Source organism: Morganella psychrotolerans (assembly GCF_001676055.1).
GTDB classification, from domain to species: Bacteria; Pseudomonadota; Gammaproteobacteria; order Enterobacterales; family Enterobacteriaceae; genus Morganella; species Morganella psychrotolerans_B.
Genome location: NZ_LZEX01000002.1, coordinates 121311 through 138416, shown reverse-complemented (window position 1 = coordinate 138416; position 17106 = coordinate 121311). Strand labels below are relative to the sequence as shown.

Annotated in this window: 24 protein-coding genes and 1 tRNA gene; 20 read left to right on the top strand and 5 right to left on the bottom strand. The window is 46.8% G+C overall.

Annotation, left to right across the window (positions count from 1 at the left end; translation table 11 throughout):
* Positions 1 to 110 precede the first annotated feature (110 nt).
* Complete coding sequence (gene cysS, locus AYY17_RS04075) at positions 111 to 1499, top strand: cysteine--tRNA ligase (protein ID WP_067421524.1); 1389 nt, start codon at positions 111 to 113, stop codon at positions 1497 to 1499.
* A gap of 322 nt (positions 1500 to 1821) precedes the next feature.
* Positions 1822 to 2211 carry a cytochrome b562 gene (gene cybC, locus AYY17_RS04070; RefSeq protein WP_067421522.1) on the top strand — a complete coding sequence of 130 codons (390 nt, stop codon included), beginning with the start codon at positions 1822 to 1824 and terminating at the stop codon, positions 2209 to 2211.
* A gap of 63 nt (positions 2212 to 2274) precedes the next feature.
* Here the strand turns inward: cybC and cybB are convergent, their stop codons facing one another.
* The 3 genes from cybB to folD form a co-directional block, all read right to left on the bottom strand.
* The gene (gene cybB, locus AYY17_RS04065; protein WP_235843716.1) at positions 2275 to 2805 is read right to left on the bottom strand and encodes a cytochrome b561; all 531 of its coding nucleotides are present in this window, start codon (positions 2803 to 2805) and stop codon (positions 2275 to 2277) included.
* Between the two features lie 108 nt (positions 2806 to 2913).
* Positions 2914 to 3126 carry a ribosome-associated protein YbcJ gene (gene ybcJ, locus AYY17_RS04060; protein WP_067421520.1) on the bottom strand — a complete coding sequence of 71 codons (213 nt, stop codon included), beginning with the start codon at positions 3124 to 3126 and terminating at the stop codon, positions 2914 to 2916.
* Positions 3127 to 3128: 2 nt separating this feature from the next.
* Positions 3129 to 3992 carry a bifunctional methylenetetrahydrofolate dehydrogenase/methenyltetrahydrofolate cyclohydrolase FolD gene (folD, locus tag AYY17_RS04055; RefSeq protein WP_067401875.1) on the bottom strand — a complete coding sequence of 288 codons (864 nt, stop codon included), beginning with the start codon at positions 3990 to 3992 and terminating at the stop codon, positions 3129 to 3131.
* A gap of 191 nt (positions 3993 to 4183) precedes the next feature.
* Here folD and AYY17_RS04050 point away from each other — a divergent pair.
* The 6 genes from AYY17_RS04050 (at position 4184) to AYY17_RS04025 (ending at position 8267) form a co-directional block, all read left to right on the top strand.
* Positions 4184 to 4260, top strand: a tRNA-Arg gene (locus AYY17_RS04050).
* A 165-nt stretch (positions 4261 to 4425) separates the two neighbouring features.
* Positions 4426 to 5637 carry a tyrosine-type recombinase/integrase gene (locus tag AYY17_RS04045; RefSeq protein WP_067421518.1) on the top strand — a complete coding sequence of 404 codons (1212 nt, stop codon included), beginning with the start codon at positions 4426 to 4428 and terminating at the stop codon, positions 5635 to 5637.
* Between the two features lie 207 nt (positions 5638 to 5844).
* Complete coding sequence (locus AYY17_RS04040) at positions 5845 to 6849, top strand: hypothetical protein (protein WP_067421516.1); 1005 nt, start codon at positions 5845 to 5847, stop codon at positions 6847 to 6849.
* A gap of 197 nt (positions 6850 to 7046) precedes the next feature.
* The gene (locus AYY17_RS04035) at positions 7047 to 7265 is read left to right on the top strand and encodes a helix-turn-helix transcriptional regulator (protein ID WP_067421514.1); all 219 of its coding nucleotides are present in this window, start codon (positions 7047 to 7049) and stop codon (positions 7263 to 7265) included.
* Positions 7265 to 7660, top strand: coding sequence for a hypothetical protein (locus AYY17_RS04030; protein WP_067421510.1), 396 nt, complete (start codon positions 7265 to 7267; stop codon positions 7658 to 7660). The genes AYY17_RS04035 and AYY17_RS04030 overlap by 1 nt, the downstream gene beginning before the upstream one ends.
* A gap of 13 nt (positions 7661 to 7673) precedes the next feature.
* The gene (locus AYY17_RS04025; protein ID WP_067421508.1) at positions 7674 to 8267 is read left to right on the top strand and encodes a BRO-N domain-containing protein; all 594 of its coding nucleotides are present in this window, start codon (positions 7674 to 7676) and stop codon (positions 8265 to 8267) included.
* A gap of 439 nt (positions 8268 to 8706) precedes the next feature.
* Here the strand turns inward: AYY17_RS04025 and AYY17_RS21700 are convergent, their stop codons facing one another.
* Positions 8707 to 8886 (bottom strand): YlcI/YnfO family protein, encoded by a 180-nt coding sequence (locus tag AYY17_RS21700; RefSeq protein WP_067421506.1) that lies wholly within the window; start codon positions 8884 to 8886, stop codon positions 8707 to 8709.
* 184 nt (positions 8887 to 9070) lie between these two features.
* On the opposite strand from AYY17_RS21700, the gene AYY17_RS21695 reads away from it, so the two are divergent.
* From AYY17_RS21695 to AYY17_RS21035, 10 genes are all read left to right on the top strand, one after another.
* Positions 9071 to 9250, top strand: a complete 180-nt coding sequence (locus tag AYY17_RS21695; RefSeq protein WP_067421504.1) for a host cell division inhibitor Icd-like protein — start codon at positions 9071 to 9073, stop codon at positions 9248 to 9250.
* Entirely contained in the window at positions 9247 to 9444 is a 198-nt protein-coding gene (locus tag AYY17_RS04010; RefSeq protein ID WP_067421502.1) for a hypothetical protein, read from the top strand. Before AYY17_RS21695 ends, AYY17_RS04010 begins: the two co-directional genes overlap by 4 nt.
* The gene (locus AYY17_RS04005) at positions 9441 to 9629 is read left to right on the top strand and encodes a hypothetical protein (protein ID WP_067421500.1); all 189 of its coding nucleotides are present in this window, start codon (positions 9441 to 9443) and stop codon (positions 9627 to 9629) included. The genes AYY17_RS04010 and AYY17_RS04005 overlap by 4 nt, the downstream gene beginning before the upstream one ends.
* Positions 9626 to 9835: a hypothetical protein gene (locus AYY17_RS04000; protein WP_067421498.1), complete on the top strand. Its 210-nt coding sequence runs from the start codon at positions 9626 to 9628 to the stop codon at positions 9833 to 9835. The genes AYY17_RS04005 and AYY17_RS04000 overlap by 4 nt, the downstream gene beginning before the upstream one ends.
* Positions 9832 to 10029, top strand: a complete 198-nt coding sequence (locus AYY17_RS03995) for a hypothetical protein (protein ID WP_067421496.1) — start codon at positions 9832 to 9834, stop codon at positions 10027 to 10029. The genes AYY17_RS04000 and AYY17_RS03995 overlap by 4 nt, the downstream gene beginning before the upstream one ends.
* Entirely contained in the window at positions 10026 to 10568 is a 543-nt protein-coding gene (locus tag AYY17_RS03990) for a hypothetical protein (protein WP_067421494.1), read from the top strand. The genes AYY17_RS03995 and AYY17_RS03990 overlap by 4 nt, the downstream gene beginning before the upstream one ends.
* 11 nt (positions 10569 to 10579) lie before the next feature.
* Positions 10580 to 10930, top strand: a complete 351-nt coding sequence (locus AYY17_RS03985; protein ID WP_067421490.1) for a hypothetical protein — start codon at positions 10580 to 10582, stop codon at positions 10928 to 10930.
* Positions 10927 to 13623, top strand: a complete 2697-nt coding sequence (locus AYY17_RS03980) for a DUF927 domain-containing protein (RefSeq protein WP_067421488.1) — start codon at positions 10927 to 10929, stop codon at positions 13621 to 13623. Before AYY17_RS03985 ends, AYY17_RS03980 begins: the two co-directional genes overlap by 4 nt.
* Positions 13624 to 14015: 392 nt before the next feature.
* Positions 14016 to 14501, top strand: coding sequence for a ProQ/FINO family protein (locus AYY17_RS03975; RefSeq protein ID WP_067421485.1), 486 nt, complete (start codon positions 14016 to 14018; stop codon positions 14499 to 14501).
* Positions 14473 to 14664: a ribbon-helix-helix domain-containing protein gene (locus AYY17_RS21035; RefSeq protein ID WP_082981266.1), complete on the top strand. Its 192-nt coding sequence runs from the start codon at positions 14473 to 14475 to the stop codon at positions 14662 to 14664. The genes AYY17_RS03975 and AYY17_RS21035 overlap by 29 nt, the downstream gene beginning before the upstream one ends.
* Positions 14665 to 15178: 514 nt before the next feature.
* Here the strand turns inward: AYY17_RS21035 and AYY17_RS03970 are convergent.
* A complete protein-coding gene (locus tag AYY17_RS03970) occupies positions 15179 to 15598 on the bottom strand; it encodes a hypothetical protein (RefSeq protein WP_067421483.1) in 420 nt (139 codons plus the stop codon).
* Between the two features lie 297 nt (positions 15599 to 15895).
* Here AYY17_RS03970 and AYY17_RS21460 point away from each other — a divergent pair, with 297 nt between their 5' ends.
* A complete protein-coding gene (locus AYY17_RS21460; RefSeq protein WP_156656632.1) occupies positions 15896 to 16060 on the top strand; it encodes a hypothetical protein in 165 nt (54 codons plus the stop codon).
* 623 nt (positions 16061 to 16683) lie between these two features.
* Entirely contained in the window at positions 16684 to 16869 is a 186-nt protein-coding gene (locus AYY17_RS22075) for a hypothetical protein (protein ID WP_235845266.1), read from the top strand.
* Positions 16870 to 17106: the final 237 nt, after the last annotated feature.

The window sequence follows — 17106 nt, the reverse complement described above, 5'->3', positions numbered from 1 at the left end:
GTTGCTTTGCGCTGATATCCCGCCGCATAACAGATAAAATAAGCGTTTAATTATCAATTAATTAACAGAACTCACCTTCAACACGTACAGACTCTTAATGGAATAGCCTTATGCTGAAAATTTATAACACGTTATCAAGACAAAAAGAGGAATTTAAGCCCATTAACCCGGGTTCCATCGGGATGTACGTGTGTGGTATCACTGTTTATGACCTGTGTCACATCGGACACGGTCGGACATTTGTCGCGTTTGACGCCATCGTGCGCTATCTGCGTTATGCAGGTTATAAGGTCAATTACATCCGTAATATCACGGATGTGGATGACAAAATCATCAAACGTGCAAATGAAAATCATGAAACCTGCGACCAGTTGGTTGATCGCATGGTTGTGGAGATGCACCGTGATTTTGATGCGATGAACCTGCTGCGCCCGGATTCTGAGCCACGCGCAACGCATCATATAAAAGAGATCATTGAGATAACGCAGTTGCTGCTGGCGCGCAATCACGCCTATGTGGCGGATAACGGCGACGTGATGTTTGATATCAGCAGTGACCCTGAATATGGTCTGCTTTCCCGTCAGGATCTGGAGCAGCTTCAGGCCGGTGCGCGTGTTGAAGTGGCGGATGTAAAACGCAATCCGATGGATTTTGTGCTGTGGAAAATGTCCAAGCCGGGTGAGCCTTCCTGGGAATCACCATGGGGTGCGGGGCGTCCGGGCTGGCATATTGAATGTTCTGCGATGAACAGCAAACAGCTGGGAAATCATTTTGACATTCACGGCGGCGGCTCTGACCTGATGTTCCCGCACCATGAAAACGAAATTGCCCAGTCCACCTGTGCCCATGACGGCCCGTATGTGAATTACTGGATGCACTCCGGCATGGTGATGGTTGATAAAGAGAAGATGTCAAAATCGCTCGATAACTTTTTTACCATCCGCGATGTGCTGGGATATTACGACCCGGAAACCGTGCGTTACTTCCTGCTATCTGCCCATTACCGCAGCCAGCTCAATTACACGGAAGAGAATCTGAAACAGGCGCGTACTGCGCTGGAGCGCTTTTATACCGCGCTGCGCGGCACAGATAAAAACGCTGCTGTGATTGTGAATAATGAATTTGAAACCCGCTTTCGTGAAGCGATGGATGATGATTTTAATTCGCCTGAAGCCTATTCCGTATTATTTGATATGGCGCGTGAGCTGAATCGTCTGAAACAGGAAGATATGGCGGCGGCAAATGGTCTGGCAGCGCAACTCCGTCAGTTAGCCGGTGTTCTCGGCCTGCTGACCCAGGATCCGGAGCAGTTCCTGCAAAGCGGAGCACAGACGGAAAGTGATGAAGATGTGGCAAAAATTGAAGCACTGATTAAGCGTCGCTTTGATGCCCGCGCATCAAAAGAGTGGGCGCTGGCGGATGAAGCGCGTGATGCATTAACAGCGATGAATATCGTGCTGGAAGATGGCCCGCAGGGTACAACCTGGCGGCGCAAGTAGTCATATACCCTTATTCATTCAAACTACAGGTTCGTTGGCTGCATTCAGATAGCCGGGTCACATACTAATGTATGCTCCCCGGCAATCGGAGCTTGCCGCCTTCCTGCATCTTGAATGACGTTGGGTATACGCTACTAATAATTGATAATATTCTCACTGAGAAGCCCGGCGTTATTTAGCGCCGGGCTTTTTTATTGAGTTTTATTTTTACTGCCGGGCATAACGGCGGGTTATCAGCTATTCTGTTACGGTATTTGGTTTATCTTGTGATGTTTTGTCGTATTTTATCGTATTTTTATATTAATAAATAAAGGAAGCACTGATGAGTAAAAATATATTAGCCCTGCTGGTGGTTTCTGTCTGTACATTTGGCGCGGTGACCGCATCCGCTGCCGGGCTTTCGGATAATATGAAAACCCTGGGCGCAAATTTACAGGTTGTTGAAAAAACGAATGATGCAGCTGAGCTGAAAAATGCCCTGTCACAAATGCGTGCTGCTGCGCTGAGTGCCAAAGAAGAAATACCTGCCAAATTAAAAGATAAAGCGGCGGATAGTGCAGAAATGAAAGATTATCATCATGGTTATGATGTGCTGGTCGGACAAATTGATGACGCGCTGAAACTGACAGAAGAAGGCAAAATAGCACAAGCCAAAGCGATGGCTGAACAATTTAAAGTCACCCGTGGTGAGTATCATAAAAAATACCGCTGATGGATAACGCTGTGAATAGTAAATAAAGAGAAAGGGGAGCTGAAATGCTCCCCTTTTTAATCATCAGTGCCGCTTGCGGGGCATCATACGCAGCAGCGTATTATCTTTCCAGAAATAGTGATGCGCCAGAGCAGCCGCAGCATGCAGGCCGATAATGAAATAACCGGTATTAGCGATAATTTCATGAATATTTTGTATTTCATATGCGCGGTCTTCATCCGGTGTTGCGGATACCGGCATCGGTATACCGAATAATGACCAATCATAACCGTTCAGGTATTTAATACTGAAACCGAGCACCGGTAAGAGAATAAATACCACAAATATGGCCAGATGTGCCAGATGAGATAATCCGGTTATCATCGGTGAGGGCTTCGGTATAATGGCAGGCGCGGGATATTTTATTCTGACTGCCAGCCGGACAATCATTAATATACCGACCAGTATGCCACTGCTGTAATGCAGCATGGATAAAATACTTCTCAGCGGCTCGTTTGCGGTATCCCGTAACAGGGCGCTGGTATATACAAGAATCACAAGCAGAAAAACAATCCAGTGCAGGGCAATTTGTACAGGTGCGAATTTTTTGGTTATCATTTTTTGTGGCTCTTTTATACAGATAACAGATAATTTAATGAATAAGGGTATATATGCTGGATAAAAAAACCAGAGACAATGCTCTGGTTTTTTCGCAGACAGATATTATTCAGCCACTTTTACCTGTTGCCCGGCAAATTCAACTGTTTTACCGGCCACGATTTTGCAGCGTTTACGCGTTTCGGTTTCGCCGTCGACTGTTACCTGACCATCGGCAATAAACTGTTTTGCCGCTGCACCACTGTCTGCCCAGCCCTGAATTTTGAGTAAATCACATAATTCAACGTGCGGGTGCCCTTCGAGATTAAAAATAGCCATGGTTATTCGTCCTTATCGTGAAATTCTTCACAAGCCTGTAATGTGTTCTGAATGAGTGTGGCGACAGTCATCGGCCCTACACCGCCCGGTACCGGGGTTATCCATTCTGCGCGCTCAGCGGCGTCGGCAAAATTAACATCACCGACCACTTTGCCGTTTTCAAGGCGGTTAATCCCGACATCGATCACGATAGCGCCGGGTTTTATCCACTCTCCTGGAATAAAATTAGGTTTACCAACAGCCACGATCAGCAGATCCGCATGCTCAACATGGTGGCGCAGATCTTTGGTGAAACGGTGGGTGACGGTTGTGGTGCAGCCTGCCAGCAGAAGTTCCAGACTCATCGGACGCCCGACGATATTGGATGCGCCGACAATCACTGCATTCAGCCCGAAGGTGTTGATATTACAGCGTTCCAGCAGTGTTACAATACCACGCGGTGTGCAGGGGCGCAGATTTGGCGCGCGCTGGCACAGACGACCGATATTATACGGATGAAAGCCATCGACATCTTTATCCGGATGGATACGCTCAATCACTTTGACATTATCAATACCGGCGGGCAACGGAAGCTGAACCAGGATCCCGTCAATGGTCTTATCATTATTCAGTTCATCTATAAGATGGAGTAGTGTGGCTTCGCTGGTGGTATCGGGCAGGTCATAAGAGCGTGAGATAAATCCGACTTCTTCACAGGAGCGGCGCTTGCTGGCGACATAAATCTGAGATGCGGGGTTCTCACCAACTAAAATAACGGCCAGTCCGGGAGCCCGTTTTCCCTTAGCCAGACGTTGCTTAACTTTGGCGGCAATTTCTGTCCGGATGGTCTGCGCAATCGTTTTCCCGTCTATAATTTTTGCTGACATCGTGTAAAAATCCATAAAACAGATAAAAGTATGGGCGCTATTCTGTCAGAACATTTCCACTCTGTCAGTCACGTTTTAATATGGTTACACTGATTACTACCGAAACAGCGGCTTTTTTTTGATTGACTCACCGCGTTTGAGACGTATAATCCATGTCGCTTCAATCAGTTAACCCACTGTTTTTCTTCAGTGCGCCCTTAGCTCAGTTGGATAGAGCAACGGCCTTCTAAGCCGTAGGTCACAGGTTCGAATCCTGTAGGGCGTACCATTCTCAAGTATTTCCAAGTCTACTACAGTCTCCTAAAACCCCATAGAATCAGCATTCAGCGATATTCATCGTATCTCATGGTCTACCCTCGTCTATTGAAATCTACATGCATAAGGGGGCATAATTGGGGGCATGCCCCCGTTCAATGAAAATCGGTGCCCCCTCATGAAGCTGACAGCCAGACAGGTAGAGACATCTAAGCCCAAAGATAAATCATATAAACTTTCTGACGGCGGCGGCATGTATTTAGAAGTCGCACCGAACGGATCAAAGTACTGGAGAATGAAATACCGGTATGCCGGGAAAGAGAAAAGATTGGCATTTGGTGTTTACCCGTCCATTTCGTTAGCACAAGCCAGAGCAAAAAGAGAAGAAGCAAAACGCATATTAGCCTTAGGTGATGATCCGTCACAGGTCAAAAAGGCGGAGAAGCGGGAAAGGGAATCTCTGGTTAATAACAGCTTTGAGAAAATCACGCTGGAATGGCATGAGTATAAAAAGCCGAATTGGTCACCGGGCTATGCTGAGGATCTGCTGGAATCCTTTCAGAAAGATATATTTCCTCACATTGGCAAAGCGGGCATCACAGAGATAAAGCCTCTGGATATGCTGGAGGTACTGCGTAAGCTGGAGAAAAGGGGTGTATTGGATAAGCTGAAAAAAATCCGGCAGGCATGTAATCAGGTTTTCCGCTATGCAATCGTGACGGGGCGGGCTGAATATAATCCAGCTGCTGAACTTGCCGGAGCACTGTCTACACCAAAGGCAAAACACTTCCCACACCTTAACGTGGGGGAGTTACCGGAATTTTTACAGGCTCTGACATCCTGTAGCGGCAGCAAAATAACATTGATAGCCACGAAACTGCTCATGATTACCGGAGTCCGTACCATTGAACTCAGGGCTGCACGATGGGATGAAATTGATTTCGACAAAGCTATCTGGGAGATCCCCGTGGAGAGAATGAAAATGCGCCGTCCTCACATGGTTCCGTTATCAACTCAGGCGCTTGAATTACTGCGCGAAATTGAGACGATTACCGGACGATTCAGTTATATTTTTCACGGTCGAAATGATTCCTCAAAACCAATGAGTGAAGCGGCAATCAATCAGGTATTAAAACGGATTGGATATGATGGTCGGGCGACCGGTCACGGCTTCCGGCATACCATGAGCACAATCCTGCACGAACAGGGTTATAACACCGCATGGATTGAGACACAGCTTGCACACGTCGATAAAAACTCAATCAGGGGCACATACAACCACGCACAGTACATCGACGGGCGCAGGGAAATGCTTCAGTGGTACGCGGACTATATGGACGCACTGGAGAACGGCGATAATGTTGTTCACGGTAATTTCAAGCGGGCATAGTCCACCAGCGGCACACCGAGCCAGCCAGATAAAGGGCTGGTTTTTTTATATCTGAAATACGTGAACTGGACAAATAGACAGGTGTTGTGGTCTTTAGTAGACTTGCATAGACGATAAGAATAAAGCTATGCCTAGGGTCGCCCCCGAAAATCAGTACACCTCTACTGGCTGGCATAGCTCCTACAGAAAGAGGCGTGAGGTGGCGTTGTGGGCACAGACGTATTTGACCAAGAATTATTGTCTTTCCATGCAAGGAAAATTCTACGTTTTTATCGGGATGTTATGTATTGTCACATAGCTTCACCAGCCAGATATTCAGATCCAGATGATATTAAAATTAGCGCAGCAGAAAAATGTCATAAAGTTATAGTAGACCATGAAAAAAACTTAAATCTAAAAGAGTCTTATGAATATCTTTCTGTTTTTTTTGTTAAATCAAGAATGATAAAAGCCTTTGATTCTTTAGGTATAACCTGTGATTTTAATATTATCTTTTATAATTATTTTATTTTGATGAGAAATCATAGTTTTATATTAAGTTCAAGACCGGATGGAAGAGAAGTTACTAAAATGGAAAATGCTAGGCTGCTATGTTATTTGGTATTATGTATATGTGATTACCTTGATGATGTTGATGTTTCTGAATATATTTCTAAGGAAATCACATGTTTGTTAGAATATAAAGAGAAGTTAGATTATATATTGTCATTGCATAGTGATTGGTTTATGCATGAATTTAATGATATTAAGCATCATGAGGTTATCACTGATAATAATTCTTTTAATCCATTAATTATAGAGAGGAAAATAGAAAGGCTTAAAAATGAAATGCTAACAAAAAGAAATGATAAAACTAAAAAAGAAAGAGAACTTTTGTCAGAGATAGTTAAGTTGCTTTTAAAAAATGGTTATGACAAACACTTAAACAAAGCCATGAATATAATATCGTCTTCACCATTATTAAAAGATTATATTGATCCCAGAACTGTCTCAAGGATTATGGCAAAAGGCAAAGAAAATAAAATAAAAAGTGATGGTATAGATAAATTTTATTCATTGAAAATCAATGCGAAAGAAGATGAAGTGACTAAAGTTAAGAGAGGGCAATATGGTGGTTTAGCTCACCGTAAATATGGAGGGATGGATCCTCTATCGTGTAGAAAAAACTTTCTCATATTAAAATTTAGAGATGAAATTGATAATATTAAATAAAAAAGGACAAATATACGGGTTAGTTGTGTCATTTTTGTCATGATATCAATTAGTACAATGAATGTTCAGATTGTCATGTCTAACACACGCATCAAATTGTATTTAAACGTCATTTTTATTTTATATTTTAGCTTATAGCATGCCTGTAAATCTTACATCGTCTACCCAGGCGTTTAAAGGACTAATACAGGAGCTATATGCCAGCAATTACTAGACAAAAAGAAAGTCTTATCCGCCTGCCGGAAGTCATCCGGCGTACCGGCTGCTCTAAGCCGTGGCTGTACAAACTCATTGATGCCGGTCAATTCCCGAAACAGGTAAAAATCGGTTCACGTTCTATCGCCTTTGTTGAATCAGAGGTTGATGCGTGGGTAGCAAATAAAATCGCGGAATCCCGTACTGGCGAGGTGGTGTAATGGAAAAGAAAAACCACCCGTCACAGGTGGCTTCTGAGAATAGCGTTGCGTCATCTATTCTATCAAAGAACCCACCGAAAAAACACCGTGCCCGTTTATATATGCTCGGTACTGGCATTAATGGCTTTACGGAGAATGAAATATTATTCCATTGCCGGTTATCGTCCGGACGCAATTACCCGAATGAACTCGAACGTAAGCTGAATATTGAGCTGGAACGCATTGACGAACCTAACCCTGATGGTATCGGCTCACATTACCGTTATCGCTTTAAAACCACTCAGGACGTGCAGAAGGTGATTAATTTAATTAACCGCTGCGCAGAACAGGGGAAGTATCAGCCGGTAAGTAAAGCACTCACAGATAATATTTTAAGCCTGTACCCGGCCGAATAACGGAGTAATCAAAATGGAAAATTTAAAAAGTGGCTTTAATGCCACTAACCAAACTCACCCTGAATTTGAGTCAGACGATATTTTGAATATCAACTCAGATGATATTTCATTCATCCGGTTTGAAGGTGTACAGGTGCGGATTGCTAAAATTAATAATGAGCCGTGGTTTATTTTTAAAGATGTTTGTGAGGCACTGGATATATCTAAACATCGCGATGCTTTCTCTCGCTTAGATAAAGATGAAAGGGAGTCGGTTAAAGTGGACACCCTTGGCGGAAAGCAGTCTGTATCCGCATGTTCAGAGTCCGGATTTTATAAAACGATTGCCCGCAGCCGTAAAGCGACCACGAAAGGTACTTTTGCACATCGTTTCACTAATTGGGTATTCCGTGACGTTATCCCGTCTATCCGCAAAACCGGCGCGTATGGTGTTCCGTTCGGTGAATTAAATGATCTGACTAAACGCCAGCAGCAGTACAAATTAACTTCATCACAGCGCGGGCGTGACCTGCAATCATGCAAGCCTGAGAAAGCCAGCTTACAGCGTGAAGAAACAGAACTGTGGCGGAAATATCAGCCTGATTTTCTCGATGAGGAAATCCACTGATGACTACCACCTCAGCAATGTTTGATTCCTCAAATCTGGGGAATCAAAGCACAAATATCAATCACATTGCCAGCCAGGGGAAAGGCTCTCTCCTGGACGGCATGGGTGCTGATGCTCAGGCGAATACTGTAACTTCAACTTACGGTATTACCGGCAACCAATCAGACATATTTTCGTCTGGTTACTCAGCAAAATTACTTGCTCAGTCATTGGCTAAAGTTTCAGCCGGTCAATCTGCGAAATATTTCGCCGGTCTCAAATATGAAACTCTGAGCTATCCAAATCCGGACATCCCAAATCGTGGGGAAATTACACCATTTAAAGGTTTTATGGTGGTCACTACGCGAGGCAGAATTGAGTATTGTCAGCCCATAAATGATCGACGTGTAGAGTTTTGCGAGTCCATAAAAAAGGGCAGCGTTTCCGCTACCCGATTTATTCAGTCATCTGATTGTTTGGTTTTGCGTTGTCTGCGCTTAATTTCGCCTTTTACGGCAGTCACTATAAATTGCGCCTTACTTTCACCTTCTTCTAAATTTTTCTCTAAATCCGCTACCACATCGTGCGGGAAACGGGCATTTAGTTGTTGTGATTTGTTGTTGGTTGAACTTGTTGCCATTACTGAATCTCCATACGGTTGGTGCGATTCAGTATACGCAAAAATAAATATAATAAAAGGGTTGAAGTGCGATTCACTTAGAGGTAAGTTTAAATGCAATGGTGCGATTCACTATATGACGACACCCCGAAGTGCTACCCACACTATCGAGGCGTCTAACCACAACGTTATTAGGAGTAACAGTATGGCTATGTATAAGTCTACCCAAACTCACCCTGAATTTACATGGCGTTTTGCTGAATGTCAGGAAAATAAAGCCACCTATCACCATGTAACGGCTCATACCGAAGATGAAGCCCGTTCGCTGCTCCCTAACCTCCCGCTGGTATTCACTGCCCGTATTCGTCAGGAGGTGTCCGCATGAGCGCAAACATCACAATCAACCAGGCAGCAGAAAAAGCCCATCAGGTCGAATTAATAAGCCTGTTAATTGAGCTATATCCGAACCAGTTACAGGACAGCGAAATAAGCGCGTTATCGTCACTAATGGCTAAATTATCCGGTGATGTCCGTGTGTTTCTTCAAAAAGAAATCGAAGCGCAGGAGGGCAACGCATGAGCAAGCCACTTCCGCTAGACGCAGCCACCTACAAAGCGCAACAGGTCAGCTCACTATTTACCGTCATTCTGGAACAGGCTGAGAGTGAATGTTCGCCGGATTTATTCGACCTGATTTCTATTGCCAGTGACATACATTGCGATATCAGCCAGTCCTTAAATCAGGAAGCGGGGGGCAGCAAATGAAAACAATCAAGCTGGAAGCAGGGCATCTCTATTCATTTAGTGACGTGAAAAATATCAATGAAGAAGTTCAGGCGATATTGCTACCACTGATAACCGCCGTTGAAAATGAGGCTGAAAGCGACACTTATTTCATGGTAAAGGCAATAAGACGGCTCATGAATAATCAATTTGACACCTTGAGCAGACTGGAAGAGGTGATCAAATGAATCCTGAACAAAAGCGCCTGATTAAGCAGTTGCTGGAAGTCCCGCAGATGAGAGCCGGGCAGATGATTACCCTGCTTACTTTCTGGCTGGAGGCTGAGACAGACAATGATACTTCAAACATGATTGTGACAGCCCTGACGGTAGCGAGAGAAATCGAACAGTCACTGGCTGAATCTGCGGAGGGTAAGCCATGAGCGAGTACCGTACCGAAGTCACCGGCTCCGCCGTGGATGTGATGAAACGCACCGTTGACGGTAAATATCAGCATATCGCCCTGATACCGCTGGCAGACATTCCCGCCCGTGCGGATGCCGGAGAGTGGGACAGTAATGTATTGCTGGGGCTGCGTCTGATTGCGACCTATTTAGACCATGTTCAGGATGACAAAGAGAAAGATTTACTCTCTTTCCGCTGGATGGTCGCTGTGCTGTATATCCGTGAAACCACCGCAAAGAACGGGATGCCGTACTACCGCAATCACGGTGTCATGCTGCCGCTCCTGCCGGACTGCGAACGGATAGCAATGGCGAACCACATCGAGGGAGCAATGACGGAACGCCACGGCTCAGACAGTGCGGAATACATTGTCAGCCTGTACACCTCAATGATTGACGGCGGCGGCGCATTACGCCTGTCTGAGTGGGGCACTGGCATTATGGACGCTATGCACGAAGCATTAACGCAGGACGTAGCTGGCGGGGTATTAGACCAGCCGGAACTGCGGACACACTGAGGATAAATAACATGACATTAACTACAAAAAACTTCCGTGTGAATGGGCTGGCGAATCTGTTTGCCGGGGCGGTTTATCACGATGTCACCACACAGAACGGCGGCGACTGGTTCCCGATGAATGTCGGCAGCAAATCTATTGAGGTAGCGATTATCGACGGCGTGAAAGGCATACGGATGCTGGTGGACAGTTATCTTCTGGAAGCCCTGCAACAGCAGTCACCGGCGTGGGAACCGGCAGCAGTGAACATACTGGAACGGTGTACCGCGAATGGGTATATCACCGGGTTCGGGCGCGAAATATGGCAGAGCATGATCAACGATATGGGCGACACGCTGGCAGACAAGGGGGCATTTCAATGAAAGCGATTGATATGATCCGTGAAGTTAAGCTGAAAGCCAACGGACAATGGCAGGGCATATTGTCAGTCATGGGTGCGGATGTGCCGGTAAATACTCACACAGCTTGCCCGGGGTGCGGCGGGAAAGACCGCTTCCGCTTTGATGATAAGGACGGCAACGGAACGTTTATCTGTAACCAGTGCGGCGCGGGTGACGGGTTAGATCTCGTTCAGCGTGTGCTGGGCGTGGGTGTGACAGAAGCCGCGAAAGAGGTTGCTGCGATTATCGGCATTGATACCCGCTCAGACCATCAGCCCGCCAGTGAACGGACTCCGGTTAAAACACAGCAGGAGAGCCACAGAGCCGCGCAGCAGCAGAAAGAAGTCAGTAACGCAGCAGAGCGGTTAAAACTTTTTACCGCTCGTTACAGCAGCCTGTTATCTCAGGTTCAGCAGGGAGAATCCGCTTATCTGGCAGGCAAAGGACTGACCGGCTTCACGCTGCCGTTACTGCCTGACGGCTCAATCCTGCTTCCGCTGGTCAATGCGACCGGCACAGTCACCGGCGCGCAGACTATTAAACCGGACGGAGGGAAACGCCTGTTAACCGACAGCACGAAGAAAGGCAGTTACTACGCGGTCAATGCGCCTGAGCACGTTTCTGAGGTGATTATTGCTGAGGGGATGGCAACCGCCCTGACGTGTCACTTAATCCGCCCTGGCGCGCTGACCGTGGCGGCAATAGATGCCGGGAACCTGATCCACATCGCTGAGGTGATGCGGGGTAAATATCCGGCAGCACTGATAACCATTGCGGCAGATAACGATGCGGACAACACGGTCAACACCGGCAGAGAGAAAGCGGAAGCGGCAGCACGGGCTGTAAATGGTCAGGTAACGATCCCATCCACCAGCGGCGACTGGAACGATATGTATCAGGCGGAGGGTCTGAATGCCGCAGCACAGGCATTCACACAGGGTATTTATCAGGCTCAGGGAGAAACCGCAGTGAGCGACACAGAGGACATGACTACGCAGGCTGTCAAATCCGACCCGATGGCTCCGCGCATTGAGTCACGGGATGATGGTGTGTTTTTTGTGACACCCAAAGCTGATAAAGATACCGGTGAGATCATTAACCGCGAACAGTGGTTATCTGATGCGATTAGGCGCGTAACCAGCGGGACTGACGAGTTAAATCAGCGGTTCCTGATTGTCGAATGGGGCACTAAACGTATTCAGTCGATCCCCAAAGGAGATATTGGTGAGCGTGAGGGCTGGAAGTCGCTCAAAAATGCGGGGCTGACAGTGACCACCAAATCAGGATTGCGTCAGACGTTGGCAGACTGGTTATTACGGCATAACTCCGGCAGTGACTGGAGTATCACCACCAAATCAGGCTGGCACAAAGGCGCGTATATCATGCCGGACGGCTCAGTCATTGGCACACCGGAACAACCGATATTCTTTAACGGGCAGAGCGCAGCCGCCACCGCCTACCAGACAAGCGGCTCACCGGAAAACTGGCGGGATGATGTGGCACGGTTAGCCAATGGCAATAGCTTTATGATGTTCGCTATCGGCGCAGCATTGGCAGCACCCATGACGGGCATTACCGGCGCGGACAGCTTCGGTATTCACCTGTACGCACAATCGACCGCCGGCAAGAGCACCACCGCAGATATGGCGGTCAGTCTGTACGGTGATCCCGATTTGCAGCGGCTGACATGGTACGGCACAGAATACGGCATGACTAACGAAGCCGTGGCGCACAATGACGGGCTTTTATATCTGGATGAAGTCGGACAGGGAGCAGACCCGCGCCACGTCTACAAATCGGCATACACGCTGTTTAACGGCAAAGGCAAAATTCAGGGCGCGAAAGACGGCGGCAACCGGCAGGTGCAAAACTGGCGGACAGTCGCGGTCAGCACAGGTGAAAAAGACATTGAGACATTTTTAAACGCGGCAGGCATTAAAATTAACGCCGGTCAGTTACTCCGGTTACTCAATATCCCGATAGAGCGTGCCACGGAATTACACGGATGCGGGACAGGAAAAGCACACGCCGATTTAATCAAAGTCAATTGCCGTACCAGCTACGGGGCGGCAGGGCGGTACTGGATTGAGTACCTGTCAGCCCGCAAAGAGGAAGCCCGTGAAATCTATAAAGCCGCACAGCACCGCTGGAACAAGTTGATCCCTGCCAGTTACGGGGAACAGGTACACCGTGCAAGCGACCGGTTCGCCACGATTGAGGCAGCATTAATCATGGGGCGGGTAATCACCGGCTGGAATGAGCAGGATTGCCGTGATGCGGTTCAGGCGGGATTTAATGCGTGGATCGCCGAATTTGGCACGGGTAATAAAGAACTTGAGCAGATTAAAGAGCAGGCAGAGGGCTTTTTAAATGCCTATGCGTTCAGCCGGTTTGCCGTTCATCCGTACATGACGGGCAGTGACCGCGTGAGCAATATCGCAGGGTACAGAGAGGTGAGAGACGGCATAACGCTGTTTCACACTTTCCCGAAAGCCTTTACGGATGAAATCGTCAAAGACTTTAATGTCAAAATGGCAGAAAAGGCACTGGCAGAAACAGGAATGTTACAAAAAGGTGATAAAGGCAGGTATAAAAAGCGCACGATAACGGTTGATGGTAACAGACCGTTGTTCTATGTCCTGATGTATGCGCCGGAAGATTGCCAGCCAGAATGACGCTTTCATGTAATGAGAAAAAAAGTAGTGTGTCAAGTGTGTCAGACCTGTATAAAAAATAACATAATATTGATTTTAAAGGTTATTAACTAAAAAAGCTGACACACTCGTGACACACTTCAGGGCGTATCTGACACACTTTTCATCGTTTCTGACACACTCTTTTTTCTTTGTGCCATTGGTTAAAAAATGCGCAGAGTGTGTCAAATCAGGGGTCGAGTGTGTCAGAACAGGTATCGAGTGTGTCAGCAGGTTAAATATCGTACAGAGTAAAGCTATTGATATAAAAGAGTATGGCTATTTTTTGTACCGCACTTGACACACTGACACACTCGACACACTGTTTTTTTGCGCTTTATATAAAACATTTATTTTTGTGAGATATAAAAAAAATGACCAGACCGATATTGTCACTAAAGAAAAGTAAAAGAATTGTTACAAATCCACCAGCTACCGAAGCACCAAAAAGCGCACCGGATAAAACGCAGCAGGAAGCCCCACAGCAGCCCCAGAAGAAAAACAAGGCAGATGCTCACGCGAAGAAGCGGAAACGGCGCACAGACCGGATAGCGCAGCACTGGACGATATTCACAGAGCAGGGAGCCAGACCGCTGGCAATTGGTATACGGGAACAGATGATTGCCGATGCTGAGGCGCGGGAGCTGGATATTACCGTTTCACACATCAAGCAGGGGCTGTACGACTACATTAACCGCAAAGTGTATCTGAAAGCCCTTACTCTGGGCGGCAGTCGTTTTGATATGACCGGACAGCCAAACGGTGAGGTAACACCGGAACAGCAGCAGGACGCACAGAGGAAGCTGGAGAAGTGGGAACGTGAGGCAGACCATGCAAAAAAGCACAAAGAAACAGACTAACCGCTACTTTAACGGTACACCGACAACGCGGCTGATAGTCACCTGTGAACAGTCGATCATTGATGAGGTAGACAGCCATATCAAAGGTAGCAGGTACACGCGGGGCAATCGTGCTGAGTTCGTCAGACAAGCTATCAGTGAGAAATTACAGCGTGAACTTTGATGATTTAAACACCAGTACGCGCACACGCGCGCGAGGCTGTCAGCTTTGATGATTTATGTACACCGTAGGAAGCCCGTGAATGCGGGCTGAATAGCGACAAATATAGACGTTTAATCTTAACAAATCTTAACGTTTTTCTGATGCCAGAATCTTGAGTTTTCTTAAGGTTTATCGGTCTGAATCTTAGGAAATCTTAGGAAATCTTAGGTTAAATGATAACAATTGATAACGTTATCTGGCGTTTCTGACCTGGTACGGATGCTAATATTTGCTAACGTTCAGGATGATAAGGTTTGATAAGGTAATTCAAACAATGCCACCTCACGATTCCTAACGCATGTACCGCCTTATTGCGCACCGAACTGCGCAAAACGAAACCCGGAAACTGCGCAGTGCGAACCATGCCAAATCCAGACATGACGGGGTTTAGGGATAAAACCAGCACCGGATTACGCACTGATGGATGTACAGAAATGCTAAGGTCAGTCAGGCAATTGCGGACGAGCTGCGCAAATCAGTTCCCCAACTTCCCGGCAATGTCTTTGTGCCGCTTCCACGCTGAATAGATATCCTTATCCCACGCCTTACCGGCTTTAGTCTGATAACCAGCCTCGTTAACCCGTTCCGCAATAACACGCCCGTTATCCACCCCCTCAGACAGCACCAGATTCACCACAGCGACGATTGCCGGTTCATTGTAGGCGTGAGGCGGGATATCAGCTTTACCGACAATCAGAGAAGCGGCGGCTGATTCCAGTCTTTCCACCAGCGTCAGCATACGAGTGTCAGGGGCATTCTCCGGACGGTTCATTTTCTCTTTGATGGCTGAGACTATCCATGATGTCTTATCACTGCCGGAAGCCGTTACAGCATCATTAAACAGGGTCTGGAGTTCAGCAGGGAGACGAAAGGCGACAAGGTTAGAGTTGCTCATGATGAAAGTCCTTTTACTGGTAGGTGCTGGATATTATACCAGTGTATAACGGTGTTATACAGTTCAAATAGTAAGCTATTTTAAATCTAACATACTGTTAAACAAGCAAAGCTCAATTTTGCGCTTTGTACCGTTGTGATTATCACAATAGTCGGAAAGGGTAACGGTTGGAGTACCGGAGCGATGAGTAAGCCAGCCAGAAGAAAGCCCTCAGATGTTTACAAATGTTAACATTCTAACCTGTCAAAACCTGACATCGAAACCTCACAAAACCAGACATCGAGAATGCCGTTGAGTGTGAATCAGCCACGTATGATTACTGGCTCTATCGCCATTGGTACGCAGACCGGTACGCAGCGAAATAGCCTGGTTGCTCCTGCGTACCATTTTGTTGATATCACCGGAATGGTCGCCGCTGAGGTATCGGACAATCACCGGACAGACCACCAGCGCAGACCGTGATATCTGCGGGTTGCGTCAGGGCAATACCCGGACAGGAGGCTCCGGTATCGGCGGCTCATACCAGAATGCTAAATCACACTCTGGATAAATATCAGCACGTTAAGCTATGCCACCCTCATCAACGAGGGAAGCAAATCACTCTGCGCGGGACAAAGTGACGGTCTCGGGGAAATCAACGGGTTACGGCACTGAACAACGGTGAGATTACGGTGAGGTTTTTGATATAGACATTTATCATAATTTGAGATGTCACCAGCGATAACACCCCGTTATTTAATTGATACTGTTATGTAATTTCATTATCAGCGCAGAATTTAAATTGTGATGTATGGCGATACAAGCCAAAGTAACAGCCTAGAAGAACAACAAGATTACGGTAAGGTTTTACATGCGGGATTTTCCCGTATCATCGGAGGTCACTGTGACCACCTGCAATCTAATCAATGCGTTATACTATCTACAGTCTCAGTAACCGGGGTATGCGGCAACGCCGTACACCGACTTAATGAATCAGGTGAACCATGCGCACATACCGAAAAGTAAAGCCCGTCACAGCCACAGCCACAGTAACCGGAACTGTCACTAAACCGCCTCAGCGGGTTAAGACGGTGACAGGTAAGGTAATGGCAACTCTGACCATTCAGGCAGAGAGCGAACGCCGCAGCCCGTACCCGCTGAAACTGGTAGCATTCGATATGAACGCACTGGAACTGATGACCTGCCAGAAAGGGAGTCAGGTTATTGCCATTGGTCGGCATGAGTGGTTTAACGGGTATCAGCTCACCGCGGCGCAGATAGTTACCTGTTAGTAAAAGTTAGTATTGTCTGATTTGAAATCGGGAAATTTAAAGAGGGAAAATCACCTCTCTAAACTGACCCGATATTATCGGGGTAGCTCGGTGTGCGGATCTGACGAAAATTATTATCCGAATATCACGGTTCCGTTTGAAACGGAGGCAGTGGAAAATAACGGGGAGGTTACGGGTAGGGTTCTGCTTAGTCGGTGTTTCACTATCTGCAATAAATTATGGTGGCGATGATATTTT